Raw genomic sequence first — 15,140 nt, forward strand, 5'->3', positions numbered from 1 at the left:
GCAACCAAACATCAAAAAAGGCTACTCGAAAGAGTGGCCTTTTTTGTATCCGATGAAAAAGTTCTTCTGAAACAATGGCATGGCATCTTTCATGAAACCGTACGCGGTTTGTTGAGTCCATCTCATTGCACGCTATGCTTACGCCTCTACGACCAATGGCCGCAGTCGCCGCACCCGGTGATCCGCGTTAATATTTGTAATTATTTTGTCCATAGGGATTGGTAACTTGGCTGGATACCTCCATCCTGTCGCGCACAATCCACGAGGTGATTGATGCGCGCCAACTCGTCTGAACCACAAGACACCGTCACAGCAGAACAACCTATCGCCCCCACCCGCTTGCGCTGGCTGGATCTGTTGAGCAAATACCGGCAACCCATCGGGCTGGCCGTGACCTTGTTGCTGTTCGCAATCGCCCTGATCGCCTGTCGGCACCTGCTATTGGAGCTGGATCTCTACGCCCTCCATGACTCGATCCTGGAAGTGCCCAAACCTGCATTGCTCGGTGCGTTCGCCGCCGCCGTCGCGGGGTTCGTCATTCTGCTGGGCTATGAGTTTTCCGGCGCACGCTATGCCGGGGTGAACCTGCCGGCCAAAACCTTGGCCCTTGGCGGCTTTACTGCCTTTGCGATCGGCAATGCCATTGGCCTGTCGATGCTCTCGGGCGGCTCGGTACGCTACCGTTTATATGCACGCCATGGCATCGGGGCTTCGGAAGTCGCCCACATGACCGTGTTCGCCAGCCTGGCACTGGGCTGCGCCCTGCCCCCGCTGGCTGCATTGGCCACGCTGAGCAACTTGCCAGCAGCGTCGACCTACCTGCATTTGCCACAAACGGTGCTCGGCGGCGTTGCCGGCGCAGTGCTGTTGCTGTCGGCCATGTTGTGCATCGGCATCTACCGCCGCCGCCTGCCGGAACAGCCCTACCCGGACAACCTGCTGGTAAAAGCCGGGCGTCGGACCCTGCGTCTGCCTGGCCGGCGCCTGACGTTCCTGCAACTGATCATCACCGCACTGGACGTGGCCGCCGCCGCTACCGTCCTTTATCTGCTGCTGCCGGAAGCACCGCCTTTCGGCCCGTTCCTGCTGGTGTATCTGCTGGCGTTGGCCGCCGGTGTACTCAGCCATGTGCCAGGGGGCGTAGGCGTATTCGAAGCCATCCTGCTTGCCGCATTCGCCGACAAGCTCGGCGCCGCGCCCTTGGCCGCCGCCCTGCTGCTGTACCGCATGATCTACGTGGTCCTGCCGCTGCTGATCGCCTGTGTGTTCCTGCTGGTCAACGAGGCCCAGCGCCTGTTCCAGACTCAGCAAAGCCTGCGGGTAGCCTCGGGTTTGGCAGCGCCGGTGCTGGCCGTACTGGTTTTTTTGTCCGGCGTGGTCCTGCTGTTTTCCGGCGCCACGCCAGAAATCGACTCACGCCTGGAAAACATCGGCTTCCTGATCCCCCACCGCCTGATTGACGCCTCGCACTTCGGTGCCAGCCTGATCGGCGTGCTGTGCCTGTTGCTGGCCCAGGGCCTGCGTCGACGCCTGTCGGCTGCGTGGATGCTGACCATGGTGCTGCTGCTGGTGGGCGCCCTGCTCTCGCTGCTCAAGGGGTTCGATTGGGAAGAAGCCAGCCTGATGACCATGACGGCGATACTGCTGGCGATCTTCCGCCGCTCGTTCTATCGCGCCAGCCGCCTGACCGAGCTGCCTTTTTCACCGCTGTACCTGGTAGCCAGCGTCTGTGTGCTGGGGGCTTCTATCTGGCTGCTGCTGTTCGCGTATCAAGATGTACCGTACAGCCATCAACTGTGGTGGCAGTTCACCCTTGATGCCAACGCCCCGCGCGGCCTGCGTTCGCTGCTGGGCGCCGCCGTGCTGCTGGTCATCGTCTCGCTGACCTGGCTGCTGCGCACCGCACGCCCGGTGATCCACCTGCCGACACCCGATGAACTGGAACGCGCCAGCAAGATCCTGATGGCGTCGTCGCAACCCGACGGCGGCCTGGCGCTGACCGGCGACAAAGCATTGCTGTTCCACCCGAATGACGAAGCGTTCCTGATGTATGCCCGTCGCGGCCGCAGCCTGGTGGCCTTGTATGACCCGATCGGTCCGACCCAGCCCCGTGCCGAAATGATCTGGCAGTTCCGCGACCTGTGCGACATCCATCATGCGCGCCCGGTGTTCTATCAGGTACGCGCCGAGAACCTGCCCTATTACATGGACATCGGCCTCACCGCGATCAAGCTGGGCGAGGAAGCCCGCGTCGACCTGAAACGCTTTGACCTGGAAGCCAAGGGCAAAGAGATGAAGGACCTGCGCTACACCTGGAACCGTGGCACCCGGGATGGCCTGTCCCTGGAGATCTTTGAACCCGGCACGGCACCGATGGATGAATTAAAAGTCATCTCGGACGCCTGGCTTACCGGTAAGAATGTGCGGGAAAAAGGCTTTTCCCTCGGACGCTTCAGCGACGACTACCTCAAGCACTTTCGTATCGCGATCATTCGCTTCGAAGGCCGCCCGGTGGCCTTCGCCAACCTGCTCGAGACCTACAACCATGACCTGGCCAGCCTCGACCTGATGCGCGCCCACCCGGATGCGCCCAAGCTGACCATGGAATTCATGATGGTCGGCCTGATTCAACACTATAAGAATCACGGCTACGCCCGCTTCAGCCTCGGCATGGTGCCGTTGTCGGGCCTGCAACCGCGACGCGGCGCGCCACTGACCCAGCGCCTGGGCTCGATGGTGTTCCGTCGCGGCGAGCAACTGTATAACTTCCAAGGCTTGCGCCGCTTCAAAGACAAGTTCCAGCCTGACTGGGAACCCCGTTACATGGCTGTGCCCGCGGGACTTGACCCGCTGGTGGCACTGGCCGATACCGCCGCCCTGATCGCGGGCGGCTTGACTGGATTGGTGAAACGCTGATGATTCGACGCTCCTGGCGGTATGTATTGGCCTTTGTAGTGCTGCTCGCCCTGGTCCTGGGTGGCGGCTTTTGGTTCTGGAACCGCCCTGCCCCACAGCCGACCCTGGAGCAACTGCCCCAGGCCGACGGCTCGGTGATGACCCGCGTGACTCCGGCCGGCACCCCGAAAGCCCGCGTCGCGGTGGCGGTGATGGCTGACGAAACACTGACCGATAGCCAGCTGATTACCCTGAGCCAGGGCGGCAAGGCGCAGATCGTCCAGGTGATCCTGCCAAAGGATGACTGCAAGCTGCAGGAACAAGCGCTGCAAAGCGCCCTGGGCCAGCTCAAGGGCCCCGCGACCCTGGTCAGCGGCATCGGCCCTGGCGCCGCCCTCGCCTGGCGCTGGCTGGCCACTCAGAGCGACGACAAGGCCAACGCCATCTCCGTCGGCTTCGCGTTGGTGCAGGAAGGGTGCAAGGACCCACTGCCGAAAACCGCAGCACACGGTAATTGGCTGGTGGCCTGGAACGACAACCCTGACGATGAAAGCGCCAGTTTCGTACGTGACACCCCGCGCGCCACCACCAGCATCAGCGACTACGACATTCACTATCCGCAAGTGCTGAACAACGAACTGCGCAAGCAACTGGTGGGTTCGGACAACGGCGGCCTGGCGATTCCCGTGGTGGAAGTGCCGGCTGGCCAGGCCAAGGACACCGTGACGCTGTTCCTTTCCGGTGATGGCGGCTGGCGTGACCTCGACCGCGACGTGGCCGGCGAAATGGCCAAGATAGGCTACCCGGTGGTCGGCATCGACACCCTGCGCTACTACTGGCAGCACAAGACCCCGGAACAAAGCGCCAAGGACCTCACCGAGCTGATGCAGCACTACCGGCAGAAATGGGGCACCAAGCGCTTCGTGCTGACCGGTTACTCCTTCGGCGCGGACGTCCTGCCGGCGATCTACAACCGCCTGCCGGAAAACGAGCAGCAGCGTGTGGACGTCATCATTCTGCTGGCCTTCGCCCGCACCGGCAGCTTTGAAATCGAAGTGGAAGGCTGGCTGGGCAACGCCGGCAAAGAAGCCGCTACCGGCCCGGAAATGGCCAAGCTGCCGGCTGACAGGGTGGTGTGCATCTACGGTGCCGAAGAAGTCGACGAGAGTGGCTGCACCGACAAGACCGCCGTGGGCGAGGCGGTGAAACTGCCGGGCGGGCATCACTTCGATGAGAACTATCCGGCACTGGCCAAGCGGTTGGTGGATATCATCGTGAAGCACCAGGCCAAAACCGAATAAACCCGAGCCTTACACAAATCAAACTGTGGGAGGGGGCTTGCCCCCGATAGCTGAGCATCAGTCAACAATGCTGTGACTGACCCAACGCTATCGGGAGCAAGCCCCCTCCCACAGTTTTTTGCGGCGTGGGTAAGATCTAGCGCGGTTCGATGTGGGCAATCATCAGTTGCACGGTTTCATTACCACGAAACTCGTTCACATCCAGCTTGTAGGCCAACTCCACCCAACGCACGGTCGGGTTCGGCCAGACTTCCCGGTCGACGCCGAAGGCAATGCCATCGAGCTTCACCGACCCGCATTCGCTCTTGAGCACCACTTTCAGGTGCCGCTCCCCCACCACCCGCTGCTCGACCAGCTGGAACACGCCATGGAACAACGGCTCGGGAAAGTGCTGGCCCCACGGCCCGGCATGCCGCAATGCGCGCGCCAGTTCCAGGTGAAACTCTTCCACCGCCAGGGTTCCGTCGGACAGCAGGCGCCCGGTGAGGTCTTCTTCGCGCAGCTGCCGACGCACTTCGGCGTCAAAGGCCTCGGCAAACAGTGGGAAATTTTCCTCGGGCAAGGTCAACCCCGCCGCCATGGCGTGGCCGCCATATTTGCTGATCAGGTTGGGATGCTGGCTCGCAACCACCGCCAGGGCATCGCGGATGTGAAAGCCTTGCACAGAGCGCCCTGAGCCCTTGAGCAGGCCATCGCCGGCATCGGCGAAGGCAATGGTGGGGCGGAAATAGCGCTCCTTCATGCGCGACGCAAGAATGCCGATCACACCTTGGTGCCAGTCCGGATCAAACAGGCACAAGCCGTAGGGCATTGAGTCCACCGGCAAGTCCTTGAGCTGAGCCAGGGCCTCGCGCTGCATGCCTTGTTCGATGGATTTGCGGTCCTGGTTCATGCCATCCAGTTGCGCAGCCATTTCCCGTGCCGCGGCGAAATCCGTGGTGAGCAGGCATTCGATGCCCAGGCTCATATCGTCCAGGCGCCCGGCGGCGTTCAAGCGTGGCCCGAGGATAAAGCCGAGGTCGGTGGAGGTGATGCGCGCTGCATCCCGCTTGGCCACTTCGAGGATCGCCTTGATCCCCGGCCGTGCGCGACCGGCACGAATACGCTCCAGGCCCTGATGCACGAGTATGCGGTTATTGGCGTCCAGGGGCACCACGTCGGCGACGCTGCCCAGGGCGACCAGGTCGAGCAGCTCGCCGATGTTGGGTTGAGGCTTGTTTTCATACCAGCCCAAACTGCGCAAACGCGCGCGCAGGGCCATCAGCACGTAGAAGATCACGCCCACGCCGGCCAGGGCCTTGCTCGGGAACTCACAGCCCGGCTGGTTCGGGTTGACGATGGCATCTGCCGCCGGCAGCTCATCCCCGGGCAAGTGGTGATCGGTCACCAATATCTGCAACCCCGCCGCTTTCGCCGCCGCCACGCCTTCGACACTGGAAATGCCATTGTCCACGGTGATCAGCAACTGCGGCTCGCGCTGCAGGGCCACCGCGACGATTTCCGGGGTCAGGCCATAGCCGTATTCGAAGCGGTTGGGCACCAGGTAATCGACATGGGCCGCACCGAGCAAACGCAGGCCCAGGGTGCCTACGGTGCTGGCGGTGGCACCATCGGCGTCGAAGTCACCGACGATGAGGATGCGCTGGCGTTGCTCCAATGCCGTCACCAGCAAGTCCACCGCCGCGTCGATACCCTTGAGCTGCTGATAGGGAATCAACCGCGCCAGGCTCTTGTCCAGCTCGGCCTCGGACCGCACGCCACGTGCGGCGTAGAGACGGGTCAACAGCGGTGGCAATTCCCCCAGGAAGGGCAGGACGGCGGGCAACGGGCGGGGATCGATACGCATGGGTGACGGGAGCTTCTCTTGAATACAACGGTTAAACGACAACTCTGAAGGGAACACAGATCAAATGTGGGAGGGGGCAAGCCCCTCCCACATTTTCAACCGCGTTCGCCGACCAGCCATTGCAGTTGCACTTCGTGCTGGCCACGGTCGTCGGTGACGAAGATCGTGCCTTCACTGATCATCACGTCCCACTTGATCACGCGGGGCATGTCCTTGGCCAGGACCTCCAGAATCTCCTGGGGCACTGCTGCGATGTGGACATTCTTCAGGGTGTTCGCCACCGGCACCACTTTGCCTTCCCAAACGCGCAAGCTGCCGTATGCCAGCAGGCTGGTACGCTCAGTGCGACGCGAGCACCAGGTCAGGCGGTCGGCATCCGGCTGGCCGACTTCGATCCAATGCAAAACCCGATCATCCAGGCTTTTTTCCCACAGGGCTGGCTCGTCTACATCTGACAGGCCACGACCGAACGCCAACTGCTCGTTATAAAAAAGGGCGTAGGCCAGCAGGCGCACGGTCATGCGTTCTTCAGTTTCCGAGGGGTGGCGAGCGATAGTCTGCTTGACGCTCTCGTACACCGAACGGTCGAGGTCGGTGAGGTTGAGTTCGAATTTGTAGGTCGTGGACGGCTGGGCCATGAACGGGCTTCTAGAGACAGGGAAAGGCGGCCAGTCTAACCGATGGCGAGGTCATTCAACGAATCCTGCGCTGCATCATCCTTATCCCTGGGCTGCTCGCCTATGTTAAAAGGCTTCACACCACCGTTCCGCGCAGACAAGGATCCCCATGTCGTTTAATGCCAAACCGCTTGCCGGCCTGAAAGTCATCGAACTCGGCACCCTGATCGCCGGACCCTTCGCCTCACGCATTTGTGCTGAATTCGGTGCCGAGGTGGTCAAGGTCGAGTCCCCGGACGGCGGCGATCCGCTGCGTAAATGGCGCAAGCTGTACGAAGGCACCTCGTTGTGGTGGTTTGTGCAGGCGCGCAACAAAAAGTCCCTGACGTTGAACCTCAAGCACCCGGACGGGCTGGCGATTCTCAAGCAACTGCTGGCAGACGCCGACATCCTGATCGAAAACTTCCGCCCCGGCGTGCTGGAGAAGCTTGGCCTGAGCTGGGAAACCCTGCATGGGCTGAACCCGAAACTGGTGATGGTGCGCCTCTCGGGTTTTGGCCAGACCGGACCGATGAAAGACCAGCCCGGATTTGGCGCAGTGGGCGAGTCCATGGGCGGGCTGCGCTATATCACCGGTTTCGAAGATCGCCCGCCGGTGCGCACGGGAATCTCCATTGGCGACTCCATCGCCGCGCTGTGGGCGGTCATCGGTGCCTTGATGGCGCTGCGTCATCGCGAGATCAACGGCGGTGTGGGCCAGGTGGTGGATGTGGCGCTGTATGAAGCCATCTTCGCCATGATGGAAAGCATGATCCCCGAGTTCGACGTATTCGGGTTTATTCGCGAGCGCACCGGCAACATCATGCCCGGCATCACGCCGTCGTCGATCCACACCAGCGCGGACGGCAAGCACGTACAGATCGGTGCCAACGGCGATGCCATCTTCAAACGCTTCATGAGTGCCATCGGCCGTGACGACCTGGCGAACGATCCACAACTGGCCAGCAATGACGGGCGCGACAGCCGTCGCGATGAACTCTATGGCGTGATTGATCGCTGGGTGAACTCGCTGCCGCTGGAGCAGGTGGTGGAGCAACTCAACAAGGCCGAGGTTCCCGCCAGCCGGATCTACAGCGCCGAGGACATGCTGGGCGACCCGCAATTCCTCGCACGCGAGATGTTCCTCGAGGCCCGGCTTCCCGGCGGCAAGGACTTCAAGATGCCGGGCATCGTGCCCAAGCTGTCGGACACACCGGGCAGTTGCGAATGGGTGGGGCCGCAACTGGGTGAACACAACGGCGTGGTGCTGGGCGAGTTGGGATACGACGCCGCCGCCATTGTCCGCCTGCGTGAGCAAGGCGCCATCTGATGTCCCACGGTTGCAGGCACTGGTTCAGTGCGCTGTCCCTGGCCGTCATGCTGGCCGGCGGCTGGCCCGTGCCGGCGAGTGCCGAGGGCACGTTGATCTGGTTGCTGCGCGACTTGCCGCCGCTGACCATCTTCGAAGGGCCAGGCAAAGGCCAGGGCGCCCTGGACGAGTTGCTGCCGATACTGATCGAGCACTTGCCGGAATATCGCCACCAGGTAATGCACGTCAATCGCGCGCGCGGCATGCAGATGCTGCGCGAGCCCACGCTCACCTGCGATCCATCCTTGCTGTGGACGGCCGAGCGGGCCAGGTACATCGTATTTTCCAGGCAGGCGTTTGTGGTCGCCAGTAATGGCGTCACGATCCGACGCAGCCAGCAGGGCGCCCTGGCGGCCTTTATCGTAGATGGCCAGTTTGACCTGCAGGCCTTCTTCGACGCCCATGAGGCAAGGCTCGGCGCGATCGCGGAACGCAGCTACGGCGCCGTTATCGATGAGCGACTGAAACAGGCCGACACACACAAACTGGCACTGCACTACGGCAACGATGCCCTTGGCAGCTTGCTGCAGATGCAGCGCCTGGGCCGGCTGGAGGCAGTGCTGGGCTATTGGCCGGAAATCCGCTACCACGCGATGCAACAGGGGATCGCGGCCGAAGACCTGAGTTTCTACCCCATCAAAGGCACAGCGCCTTACCAGCGCACGCATATCGGCTGCTCGGATACACCTGAGGGGCGCGAGGCCATGGAACGGATCAACCAGGTTCTGCTCAGCCTCCCGCTGGAACACGTACAGCAGTCCTATGCCGCCTGGCTGGACCCTGTCATGCGTGAACATTACCTGCGAGACAACCCGAGCTTTTTCCAGGACTCGCCAGCGCCGTGACAAACCCCAGGCAAAAAGAAACCCCGAAGAGTGGGGAGACACTTCGGGGTTAAACGTGGCCTACAAAGACCAGTACAGCAAGGCACAAACACCGGAGCACAATGTTTGCTCTTGCTGTTACAAAATCTGACCGGCCATGACGTGGGAAGTTTCCATCTATAAACAATTCTTCATGCAACGGCAGCGCTGCGGGTCTGGGCGGCGTTGCGCAAGGCCGCGATGACCGAGGGTTCCAGGCGTCCTTCAGCGATCTTGAGGTCGCGCAAAAGGCAATCCACCACATCCACCAATACGCGCTTATCGAGCAATTGCGCCCGGTCGACTTCACGCTCGACCACGATCGCACCGGCTGGGTTCTTCACGGTTACCAGGCACTCTTCCTGCACACCTGCGGTGGTCAATGTCACCTGATAAGGGCTCAGTGCTTCTTCGAGCAATAGGCTGATACTTTCCATCTCGATCACCACTCAATAGTTCGCAAACATTCTTGTAAACGGGAGCTGCATCTATCCTAAGTGACTGGTTGTGACGTAGGAAAGTTCGCTTTTTCGTTTATGCGGGGTTGTCGGGGATGACGTTTCCAGCATGCGCTTGCAACATGACAGGCAAAAAACGGCGGCACATAAATGCTTACGCAATGGGCGGCTGTTCTGGGCTTCCCCTGCCGCGCAGGCCATGGGTGAATCCTATACTCGATGAGCGCTGATCACAGTGCCACGTGGGGAAAGCGTATGCCAAAGGCCCTTATTGCGAAGGAGGAATGCGATGGTGGAAAACGATGAGCGAATGGCGACGATGGAGAGAATGCATGCCGATGTAAGGCGCATCTACGCAGAAATATCACGCATGCAGGCTGAGCAAGACAAGCTCAGATCGGAATCCCTGAAAATAAACTGTGAAACTTTCTGGTACCCCATGGGCGTAGCAATGGCCGTGGTCGCAACGATTGCTTCGATTACTGGAGTAGCGATTAAGTTGCTCTTGTAACCGGCACGCTATCGGGCCTGCCAGAAACAAAAAACGCCGCTGACCCAAGGAAGGGAAAGCGGCGTTTTTGTCTTCGTGACCTGCCTTACAAAGGCTTGCCACGATTGCCATGCTGGCTGACAAACGCCTGCATCGCCTTCAAGTCATTCGGCAGCACCGTGCAACGTTCTTCACGCTCGAACAGGTCGGTCAGATGCACCGGCAGTTCCAGCGCCTTGCCGACACCCGCCTTCTCCACCGCTTCCGGGAATTTCACTGGATGGGCGGTGCCGAGGATCACCATCGGGATATCCAGGCTGCGGCGGCATTCGCGGGCGGCCTTCACCCCAATGGCGGTGTGCGGGTCGAGCAGCTCGCCGGTCTGAGCGTAGACTTCGGCGATGGTTTCACAGGTCTGCGCGTCGTCCACGGCCAGGGAGTCGAACAGCTTGCGGGTTTCGGTCCAGCGCTCTTCATCGACGCTGAAACCGCCGCCGCTCTTGAAGGTGTCCATCAAGCCGGCGATGGCTGCGCCGTTGCGACCGTGCATGTCGAACAGCAGGCGTTCGAAGTTCGACGACACCATGATATCCATGGACGGCGACAAGGTGGCGTGCAGGGTTTCCTTGACGTACTGGTTGCCGCTCATGAAGCGGTGCAGGATGTCGTTGCGGTTGGTGGCGACGATCAACTGGTTGATCGGCAGGCCCATGTTACGGGCCAGGTAGCCGGCGAAAATGTCGCCGAAATTGCCGGTCGGCACCGAGAACGACACCGAGCGCGCCGGGCCACCCAATTGCAGCGAGGCGTGGAAGTAGTAGACGATCTGGGCCATGATCCGCGCCCAGTTGATCGAGTTCACCGCCACCAGGCGTGTGCCTTTGAGGAAGCCCTGGTCGGCGAAGCTGTTCTTGACCATTTCCTGGCAGTCATCGAAGTTGCCTTCGATGGCGATGTTATGGATGTTCTCGCCGAAGATGGTGGTCATCTGGCGGCGCTGTACTTCCGAGACACGCTTGTGCGGGTGCAGGATGAAGATGTCGACGTTTTCGCAGTGCTTGCAGCCTTCGATGGCGGCCGAACCGGTATCACCGGAGGTGGCGCCGATGATCACCACACGCTCGCCGCGCTTCTCCAGCACGTAGTCCAGCAGACGACCCAGCAGTTGCAGGGCGAAGTCCTTGAACGCCAGGGTCGGGCCATGGAACAGCTCGAGCACCCATTCGTTGCCGTTGAGCTGGCGCAAAGGCGCGATGGCGCTGTGGGAAAACACGCCGTAGGTCTCTTCCAGAATCTTTTTGAAATCCGCATCGGGGATGCTGCCGGTGACGAATGGGCGCATCACCCGGAACGCCAGCTCGTGGTACGGCAGGCCGGCCCACGAAGCGATTTCTTCCTGGGTAAAACGTGGCAGGTTTTCCGGCACGTACAGGCCGCCGTCAGTGGCAAGGCCTGCCAGCAAGACGTCTTCGAAATTCAGGGCCGGTGCCTGGCCGCGGGTGCTGATGTAACGCATGACTGGCTCCTCTAAAACATTCTCGAACAGAGGCCGCCGCACACACGGGACCTCTGGAACAGATCGGTTAGTTCAGGTGTTCGACGCGAATCCGCACCACCGGGCCCACGACGCCTTGCAAGGCTTCCAGCGCGGTGATGGCATCGTTGATGTGCTGCTCGAGCACCCGGTGGGTCAGCAGGATCATCGGCACCTGGCCGTTCTGTTCCTCGACTTCCTTCTGCATGATCGACTCGATGTTGATACCGCGCTCCGACAGGATGCTGGCCACCTGGGCCAACACGCCCGGGTGATCCTTGGCCTGGATGCGCAGGTAGTAGGCGCTTTCGCAGGCCTCGATCGGCAGGATCGGGTGGGCCGACAGCGAATCCGGCTGAAAGGCCAGGTGCGGTACACGGTTTTCCGGGTCGCTGGTCATGGCGCGAACCACGTCCACCAGGTCGGCGATCACCGACGAAGCGGTCGGCTCCATGCCTGCACCGGCGCCGTAGAACAGGGTGGAACCAGCGGCATCACCGTTGACCATCACCGCGTTCATCACGCCATTGACGTTGGCGATCAGGCGATCGGCCGGGATCAGCGTCGGGTGCACACGCAACTCGATACCCGCCGGGGTGCTACGCGCGACACCGAGGTGCTTGATGCGGTAGCCCAGGGCTTCGGCGTAGTTCACGTCGGCAGTGGTCAGCCGGGTGATGCCTTCGGTGTAGGCCTTGTCGAACTGCAGCGGGATACCAAAGGCGATGGACGCCAGGATGGTCAGCTTGTGCGCCGCGTCGATGCCTTCCACGTCGAATGTCGGGTCGGCTTCGGCATACCCCAGGGCCTGGGCTTCGGCCAGTACGTCTTCGAAGGTACGGCCCTTCTCGCGCATTTCGGTGAGGATGAAGTTACCGGTGCCATTGATGATCCCGGCCACCCAGTTGATGCGGTTGGCGGACAGGCCTTCACGGATCGCCTTGATCACCGGGATACCACCGGCAACCGCGGCCTCGAACGCCACGATCACGCCTTTCTCGCGGGCCTTGGCGAAGATCTCGTTGCCGTGTACGGCGATCAGCGCCTTGTTGGCGGTGACCACGTGCTTGCCGTTTTCGATCGCCTTGAGCACCAGCTCGCGGGCCACGGTGTAACCGCCCACCAGCTCGATGACGATATCGATTTCAGGGTTGGTGGCCACGGCGAAGACATCGTTGGTAATCGCAATACCGGTCGTTTGGAACTGAGGCTTTGGCGAACGCGTGGCAATTTGCGCCACTTCAATCCCGCGCCCTGCACGGCGGGAAATTTCTTCAGCATTACGCTGAAGTACGTTGAAGGTGCCGCCACCGACGGTCCCTAACCCACAGATGCCTACTTTGACCGGTTTCACTGAAGAACTCCCCATGAAACGGCCGACGCTAGGTCGGCCGTGGAAAACAGCCGCACAACTGCGGCTTTCAATTAATGGCCCGTCGACTTATCCACAGGCCATGATCGTCAAAGGTTCGACGATGCTGGTTTATTTGGCACCCAGCGCCAGTTTGGCAACTTGTGGTGCCGGCTGGTAGCCCGGAATCACCTGGCCGTCAGCCAAAACGATGGCCGGTGTACCGTTGACGCCGATGGACTGGCCCAGGGCAAATTGCTTCGACACCGGGTTGGCGCACTTGGCGGCCTTGATTTCCTTGCCATCGACCATCTTGTCCATGGCCGCTTTCTTGTCGGCCGAGCACCATACGGCCTGCAACTGCTCGTCGCCCGGCGAACCCAGGCCCTGGCGCGGGAACGCTACGTAGCGGACTTCCACACCCAGCTTGTTCAGCGCAGGCACTTCGGCATGCAACTTGTGGCAGTACGGGCAGGTTGTGTCGGTGAACACGGTGATATGGGTCTTGGTCTCGCCGATGGCCGGGTAAACCACGGTTTCAGCCACCGGGATGCCGTTGATCAGCTTGGATACACCCAGGCGCTCGGCTTTCTCGGTCAGGTTGACCGGCTTGCCGTCCTTGAGCTGGAACAGGTAGCCCTGGACGATGTACTGACCGTCCGCACTGGCGTAAAGCACGCGGCTGCCCTTGAGCTTGACTTCATACAGGCCGGCCATCGGGCTGGCACTGATGCTTTCGATTGGGGTATCGAGCTGCAGGTTGGCCAGGCTCTTGCGGATGGTCTGCTCGGCAGCGTCATCGGCGACGGCAAAGGTGGAAACCAACGCAATGGCTGCGGCGGCAATAATCTGGGTCAAGCGCATGGAAACTCCTGAAGGCAGATGCAGGGACGGGTGCAGGCGCGCCAATACGGAAACACGAGTGCGGGCGGTCCCCTTTGCTAACCGGCAAAGCCTACCACAGTTGGGCCGCAGGGCAGCCCGTGGCGGCATAAATTGGCGCTTTTCAGCCTCGCGGGTGGTGCTTGGCATGCATATCCTGCAAGCGCGCACGCGCCACATGGGTGTAGATCTGGGTGGTGGATAAGTCGCTGTGCCCGAGCAGCATTTGCACCACGCGCAAATCCGCACCGTGGTTAAGCAAATGGGTGGCGAATGCATGGCGCAAGGTGTGGGGCGACAGGCTCTTGCCGATCCCCGCGACCTTGGCCTGGTGTTTGATACGATGCCAGAACGTCTGGCGGGTCATCTGTTCGCCACGCTGGCTGGGAAACAGCACATCGCTGGGCCGCCCGCCCAGCAGCTCGCTGCGGGCATCGCGCATATAGCGCTCGACCCACACAATCGCCTCCTCCCCCATCGGCACCAGCCGTTCCTTGCTGCCCTTGCCCATTACCCGCAGCACCCCCTGGCGCAGATTGACTTGCTCCAGGGTCAGGCTGATCAGCTCCGTGACCCGCAGGCCACAGGCATACAACACTTCCAGCATGGCGCGGTCACGCTGGCCGATGGCTTCGCTGAGGTCGGGCGCAGCGAGCAAGGCCTCGACGTCGGCTTCCGACAGGGATTTGGGCAAGGGCCTACCCAGTTGCGGCATATCGATTTGCAGGGTCGGATCGAGGGCGATCAGTTTTTCCCTGAGCAAATAACGATAAAAGCCACGTACACCGGAGAGAAATCGTGCAGTGGAACGGGGTTTGTAGTTCTGCTCCAGGCGCCAGGCCAAGTGATCGAGGATCAGCTCGCGACCAGCATTGATCAGTTCCAGGTTTTTTTCCTGCAGCCAGCCGTTGAACAGCGCCAGGTCGCTGCGGTAGGCCTGGCGGGTGTTATCTGACAGGCCTTTTTCCAGCCATAGGGCATCGAGGAAACGGTCGATCAGGGGGTGGTCGATGGCAGGCATAGGGACTCGAACAGAAAAGTGGCGGAATCAGGTAGATCCTATCCCGGACCTCAAATCGCGGGCACAAAAAAGCAGCCCGTAGGCTGCTTTTTTCTGCATCGGGAAGCTGGACTTAAGCCAGTTTTTCCTTGATGCGAGCTGCTTTACCGGACAGGTCACGCAGGTAGTACAGCTTGGCTTTACGTACGTCACCGCGACGCTTGACGGCCATGCTGTCGATTTGCGGGCTGTAGGTCTGGAAAGTACGCTCTACGCCAACACCGTTGGAGATTTTACGAACAGTGAAAGCACTGTTCACACCACGGTTACGCTTGGCGATTACCACGCCTTCGAACGCTTGCAGACGCGAACGGTCGCCTTCCTTCACTTTCACCTGAACGACAATGGTGTCGCCCGGGGCAAAGGTAGGGATCTCTTTGGTCATCTGCTCTGCTTCGAGTGCAAGGATGATTTTGTTAGTCATGCTGTGCTCCT

General features: G+C 61.0%; 14 protein-coding genes. 6 read left to right on the forward strand and 8 right to left on the reverse strand.

Going from position 1 to position 15,140, the window contains the following annotated elements; genetic code table 11:
• The 3 genes from AC07OP_RS08550 to AC07OP_RS08560 all read left to right on the forward strand — a co-directional run.
• The coding region (locus AC07OP_RS08550; protein ID WP_495109906.1) for a hypothetical protein at positions 1 to 225 on the forward strand (225 nt) is incomplete at its 5' end.
• Positions 226 to 273: 48 nt separating this feature from the next.
• Positions 274 to 2,916 carry a bifunctional lysylphosphatidylglycerol flippase/synthetase MprF gene (mprF, locus tag AC07OP_RS08555; protein ID WP_141155926.1) on the forward strand — a complete coding sequence of 881 codons (2,643 nt, stop codon included), beginning with the start codon at positions 274 to 276 and terminating at the stop codon, positions 2,914 to 2,916.
• On the forward strand, positions 2,916 to 4,196 hold the full coding sequence (locus tag AC07OP_RS08560) for a virulence factor family protein (RefSeq protein ID WP_495100491.1): 1,281 nt from the start codon (positions 2,916 to 2,918) through the stop codon (positions 4,194 to 4,196). The genes mprF and AC07OP_RS08560 overlap by 1 nt, the downstream gene beginning before the upstream one ends.
• A gap of 136 nt (positions 4,197 to 4,332) precedes the next feature.
• Here AC07OP_RS08560 and recJ read toward each other — a convergent pair whose 3' ends face one another.
• Together recJ and AC07OP_RS08570 are read right to left on the reverse strand one after the other, a co-directional pair.
• Positions 4,333 to 6,042 carry a single-stranded-DNA-specific exonuclease RecJ gene (gene recJ, locus AC07OP_RS08565; protein ID WP_495100490.1) on the reverse strand — a complete coding sequence of 570 codons (1,710 nt, stop codon included), beginning with the start codon at positions 6,040 to 6,042 and terminating at the stop codon, positions 4,333 to 4,335.
• Between the two features lie 95 nt (positions 6,043 to 6,137).
• Positions 6,138 to 6,680: a YaeQ family protein gene (locus tag AC07OP_RS08570; protein WP_027605467.1), complete on the reverse strand. Its 543-nt coding sequence runs from the start codon at positions 6,678 to 6,680 to the stop codon at positions 6,138 to 6,140.
• A gap of 148 nt (positions 6,681 to 6,828) precedes the next feature.
• Here AC07OP_RS08570 and AC07OP_RS08575 point away from each other — a divergent pair, with 148 nt between their 5' ends.
• Entirely contained in the window at positions 6,829 to 8,028 is a 1,200-nt protein-coding gene (locus AC07OP_RS08575; protein ID WP_495100489.1) for a CaiB/BaiF CoA transferase family protein, read from the forward strand.
• On the forward strand, positions 8,028 to 8,912 hold the full coding sequence (locus AC07OP_RS08580) for a TIGR02285 family protein (protein WP_495100488.1): 885 nt from the start codon (positions 8,028 to 8,030) through the stop codon (positions 8,910 to 8,912). Before AC07OP_RS08575 ends, AC07OP_RS08580 begins: the two co-directional genes overlap by 1 nt.
• A 170-nt stretch (positions 8,913 to 9,082) precedes the next feature.
• Here the strand turns inward: AC07OP_RS08580 and AC07OP_RS08585 are convergent, their stop codons facing one another.
• The gene (locus AC07OP_RS08585; RefSeq protein ID WP_115487217.1) at positions 9,083 to 9,367 is read right to left on the reverse strand and encodes a DUF3509 domain-containing protein; all 285 of its coding nucleotides are present in this window, start codon (positions 9,365 to 9,367) and stop codon (positions 9,083 to 9,085) included.
• Positions 9,368 to 9,677: 310 nt separating this feature from the next.
• Here AC07OP_RS08585 and AC07OP_RS08590 point away from each other — a divergent pair, with 310 nt between their 5' ends.
• Positions 9,678 to 9,899 (forward strand): hypothetical protein, encoded by a 222-nt coding sequence (locus AC07OP_RS08590; RefSeq protein WP_495100487.1) that lies wholly within the window; start codon positions 9,678 to 9,680, stop codon positions 9,897 to 9,899.
• Positions 9,900 to 9,984: 85 nt separating this feature from the next.
• On the opposite strand, the gene thrC is transcribed toward AC07OP_RS08590, so the two are convergent.
• From thrC to rplS, 5 genes are all read right to left on the reverse strand, one after another.
• Positions 9,985 to 11,394, reverse strand: a complete 1,410-nt coding sequence (gene thrC / locus AC07OP_RS08595) for a threonine synthase (protein WP_027605462.1) — start codon at positions 11,392 to 11,394, stop codon at positions 9,985 to 9,987.
• A 67-nt stretch (positions 11,395 to 11,461) separates the two neighbouring features.
• Positions 11,462 to 12,766 (reverse strand): homoserine dehydrogenase, encoded by a 1,305-nt coding sequence (locus AC07OP_RS08600; RefSeq protein ID WP_065939217.1) that lies wholly within the window; start codon positions 12,764 to 12,766, stop codon positions 11,462 to 11,464.
• Positions 12,767 to 12,895: 129 nt separating this feature from the next.
• Positions 12,896 to 13,627 (reverse strand): thioredoxin fold domain-containing protein, encoded by a 732-nt coding sequence (locus AC07OP_RS08605; RefSeq protein ID WP_027605460.1) that lies wholly within the window; start codon positions 13,625 to 13,627, stop codon positions 12,896 to 12,898.
• 142 nt (positions 13,628 to 13,769) lie between these two features.
• Positions 13,770 to 14,666 (reverse strand): site-specific tyrosine recombinase XerD, encoded by an 897-nt coding sequence (gene xerD, locus AC07OP_RS08610; protein WP_115487219.1) that lies wholly within the window; start codon positions 14,664 to 14,666, stop codon positions 13,770 to 13,772.
• Positions 14,667 to 14,778: 112 nt separating this feature from the next.
• Positions 14,779 to 15,129 (reverse strand): 50S ribosomal protein L19, encoded by a 351-nt coding sequence (gene rplS / locus AC07OP_RS08615; protein ID WP_003175895.1) that lies wholly within the window; start codon positions 15,127 to 15,129, stop codon positions 14,779 to 14,781.
• Between the last annotated feature and the right edge of the window lie 11 nt (positions 15,130 to 15,140).

The organism is Pseudomonas sp. GW821-FHT09D08, assembly GCF_059416305.1.

Coding starts and splice junctions, on each gene's coding strand:
- rplS (WP_003175895.1), bottom strand. CDS start 15,129: ATGACTAACAAAATCATCCTTGCACTCGAAGCAGAGCAGATGACCAAA.
- recJ (WP_495100490.1), bottom strand. CDS start 6,042: ATGCGTATCGATCCCCGCCCGTTGCCCGCCGTCCTGCCCTTCCTGGGG.
- mprF (WP_141155926.1), top strand. CDS start 274: ATGCGCGCCAACTCGTCTGAACCACAAGACACCGTCACAGCAGAACAA.
- AC07OP_RS08585 (WP_115487217.1), bottom strand. CDS start 9,367: ATGGAAAGTATCAGCCTATTGCTCGAAGAAGCACTGAGCCCTTATCAG.
- thrC (WP_027605462.1), bottom strand. CDS start 11,394: ATGCGTTACATCAGCACCCGCGGCCAGGCACCGGCCCTGAATTTCGAA.
- AC07OP_RS08605 (WP_027605460.1), bottom strand. CDS start 13,627: ATGCGCTTGACCCAGATTATTGCCGCCGCAGCCATTGCGTTGGTTTCC.
- AC07OP_RS08570 (WP_027605467.1), bottom strand. CDS start 6,680: ATGGCCCAGCCGTCCACGACCTACAAATTCGAACTCAACCTCACCGAC.
- AC07OP_RS08590 (WP_495100487.1), top strand. CDS start 9,678: ATGGTGGAAAACGATGAGCGAATGGCGACGATGGAGAGAATGCATGCC.
- AC07OP_RS08560 (WP_495100491.1), top strand. CDS start 2,916: ATGATTCGACGCTCCTGGCGGTATGTATTGGCCTTTGTAGTGCTGCTC.
- AC07OP_RS08580 (WP_495100488.1), top strand. CDS start 8,028: ATGTCCCACGGTTGCAGGCACTGGTTCAGTGCGCTGTCCCTGGCCGTC.
- xerD (WP_115487219.1), bottom strand. CDS start 14,666: ATGCCTGCCATCGACCACCCCCTGATCGACCGTTTCCTCGATGCCCTA.
- AC07OP_RS08575 (WP_495100489.1), top strand. CDS start 6,829: ATGTCGTTTAATGCCAAACCGCTTGCCGGCCTGAAAGTCATCGAACTC.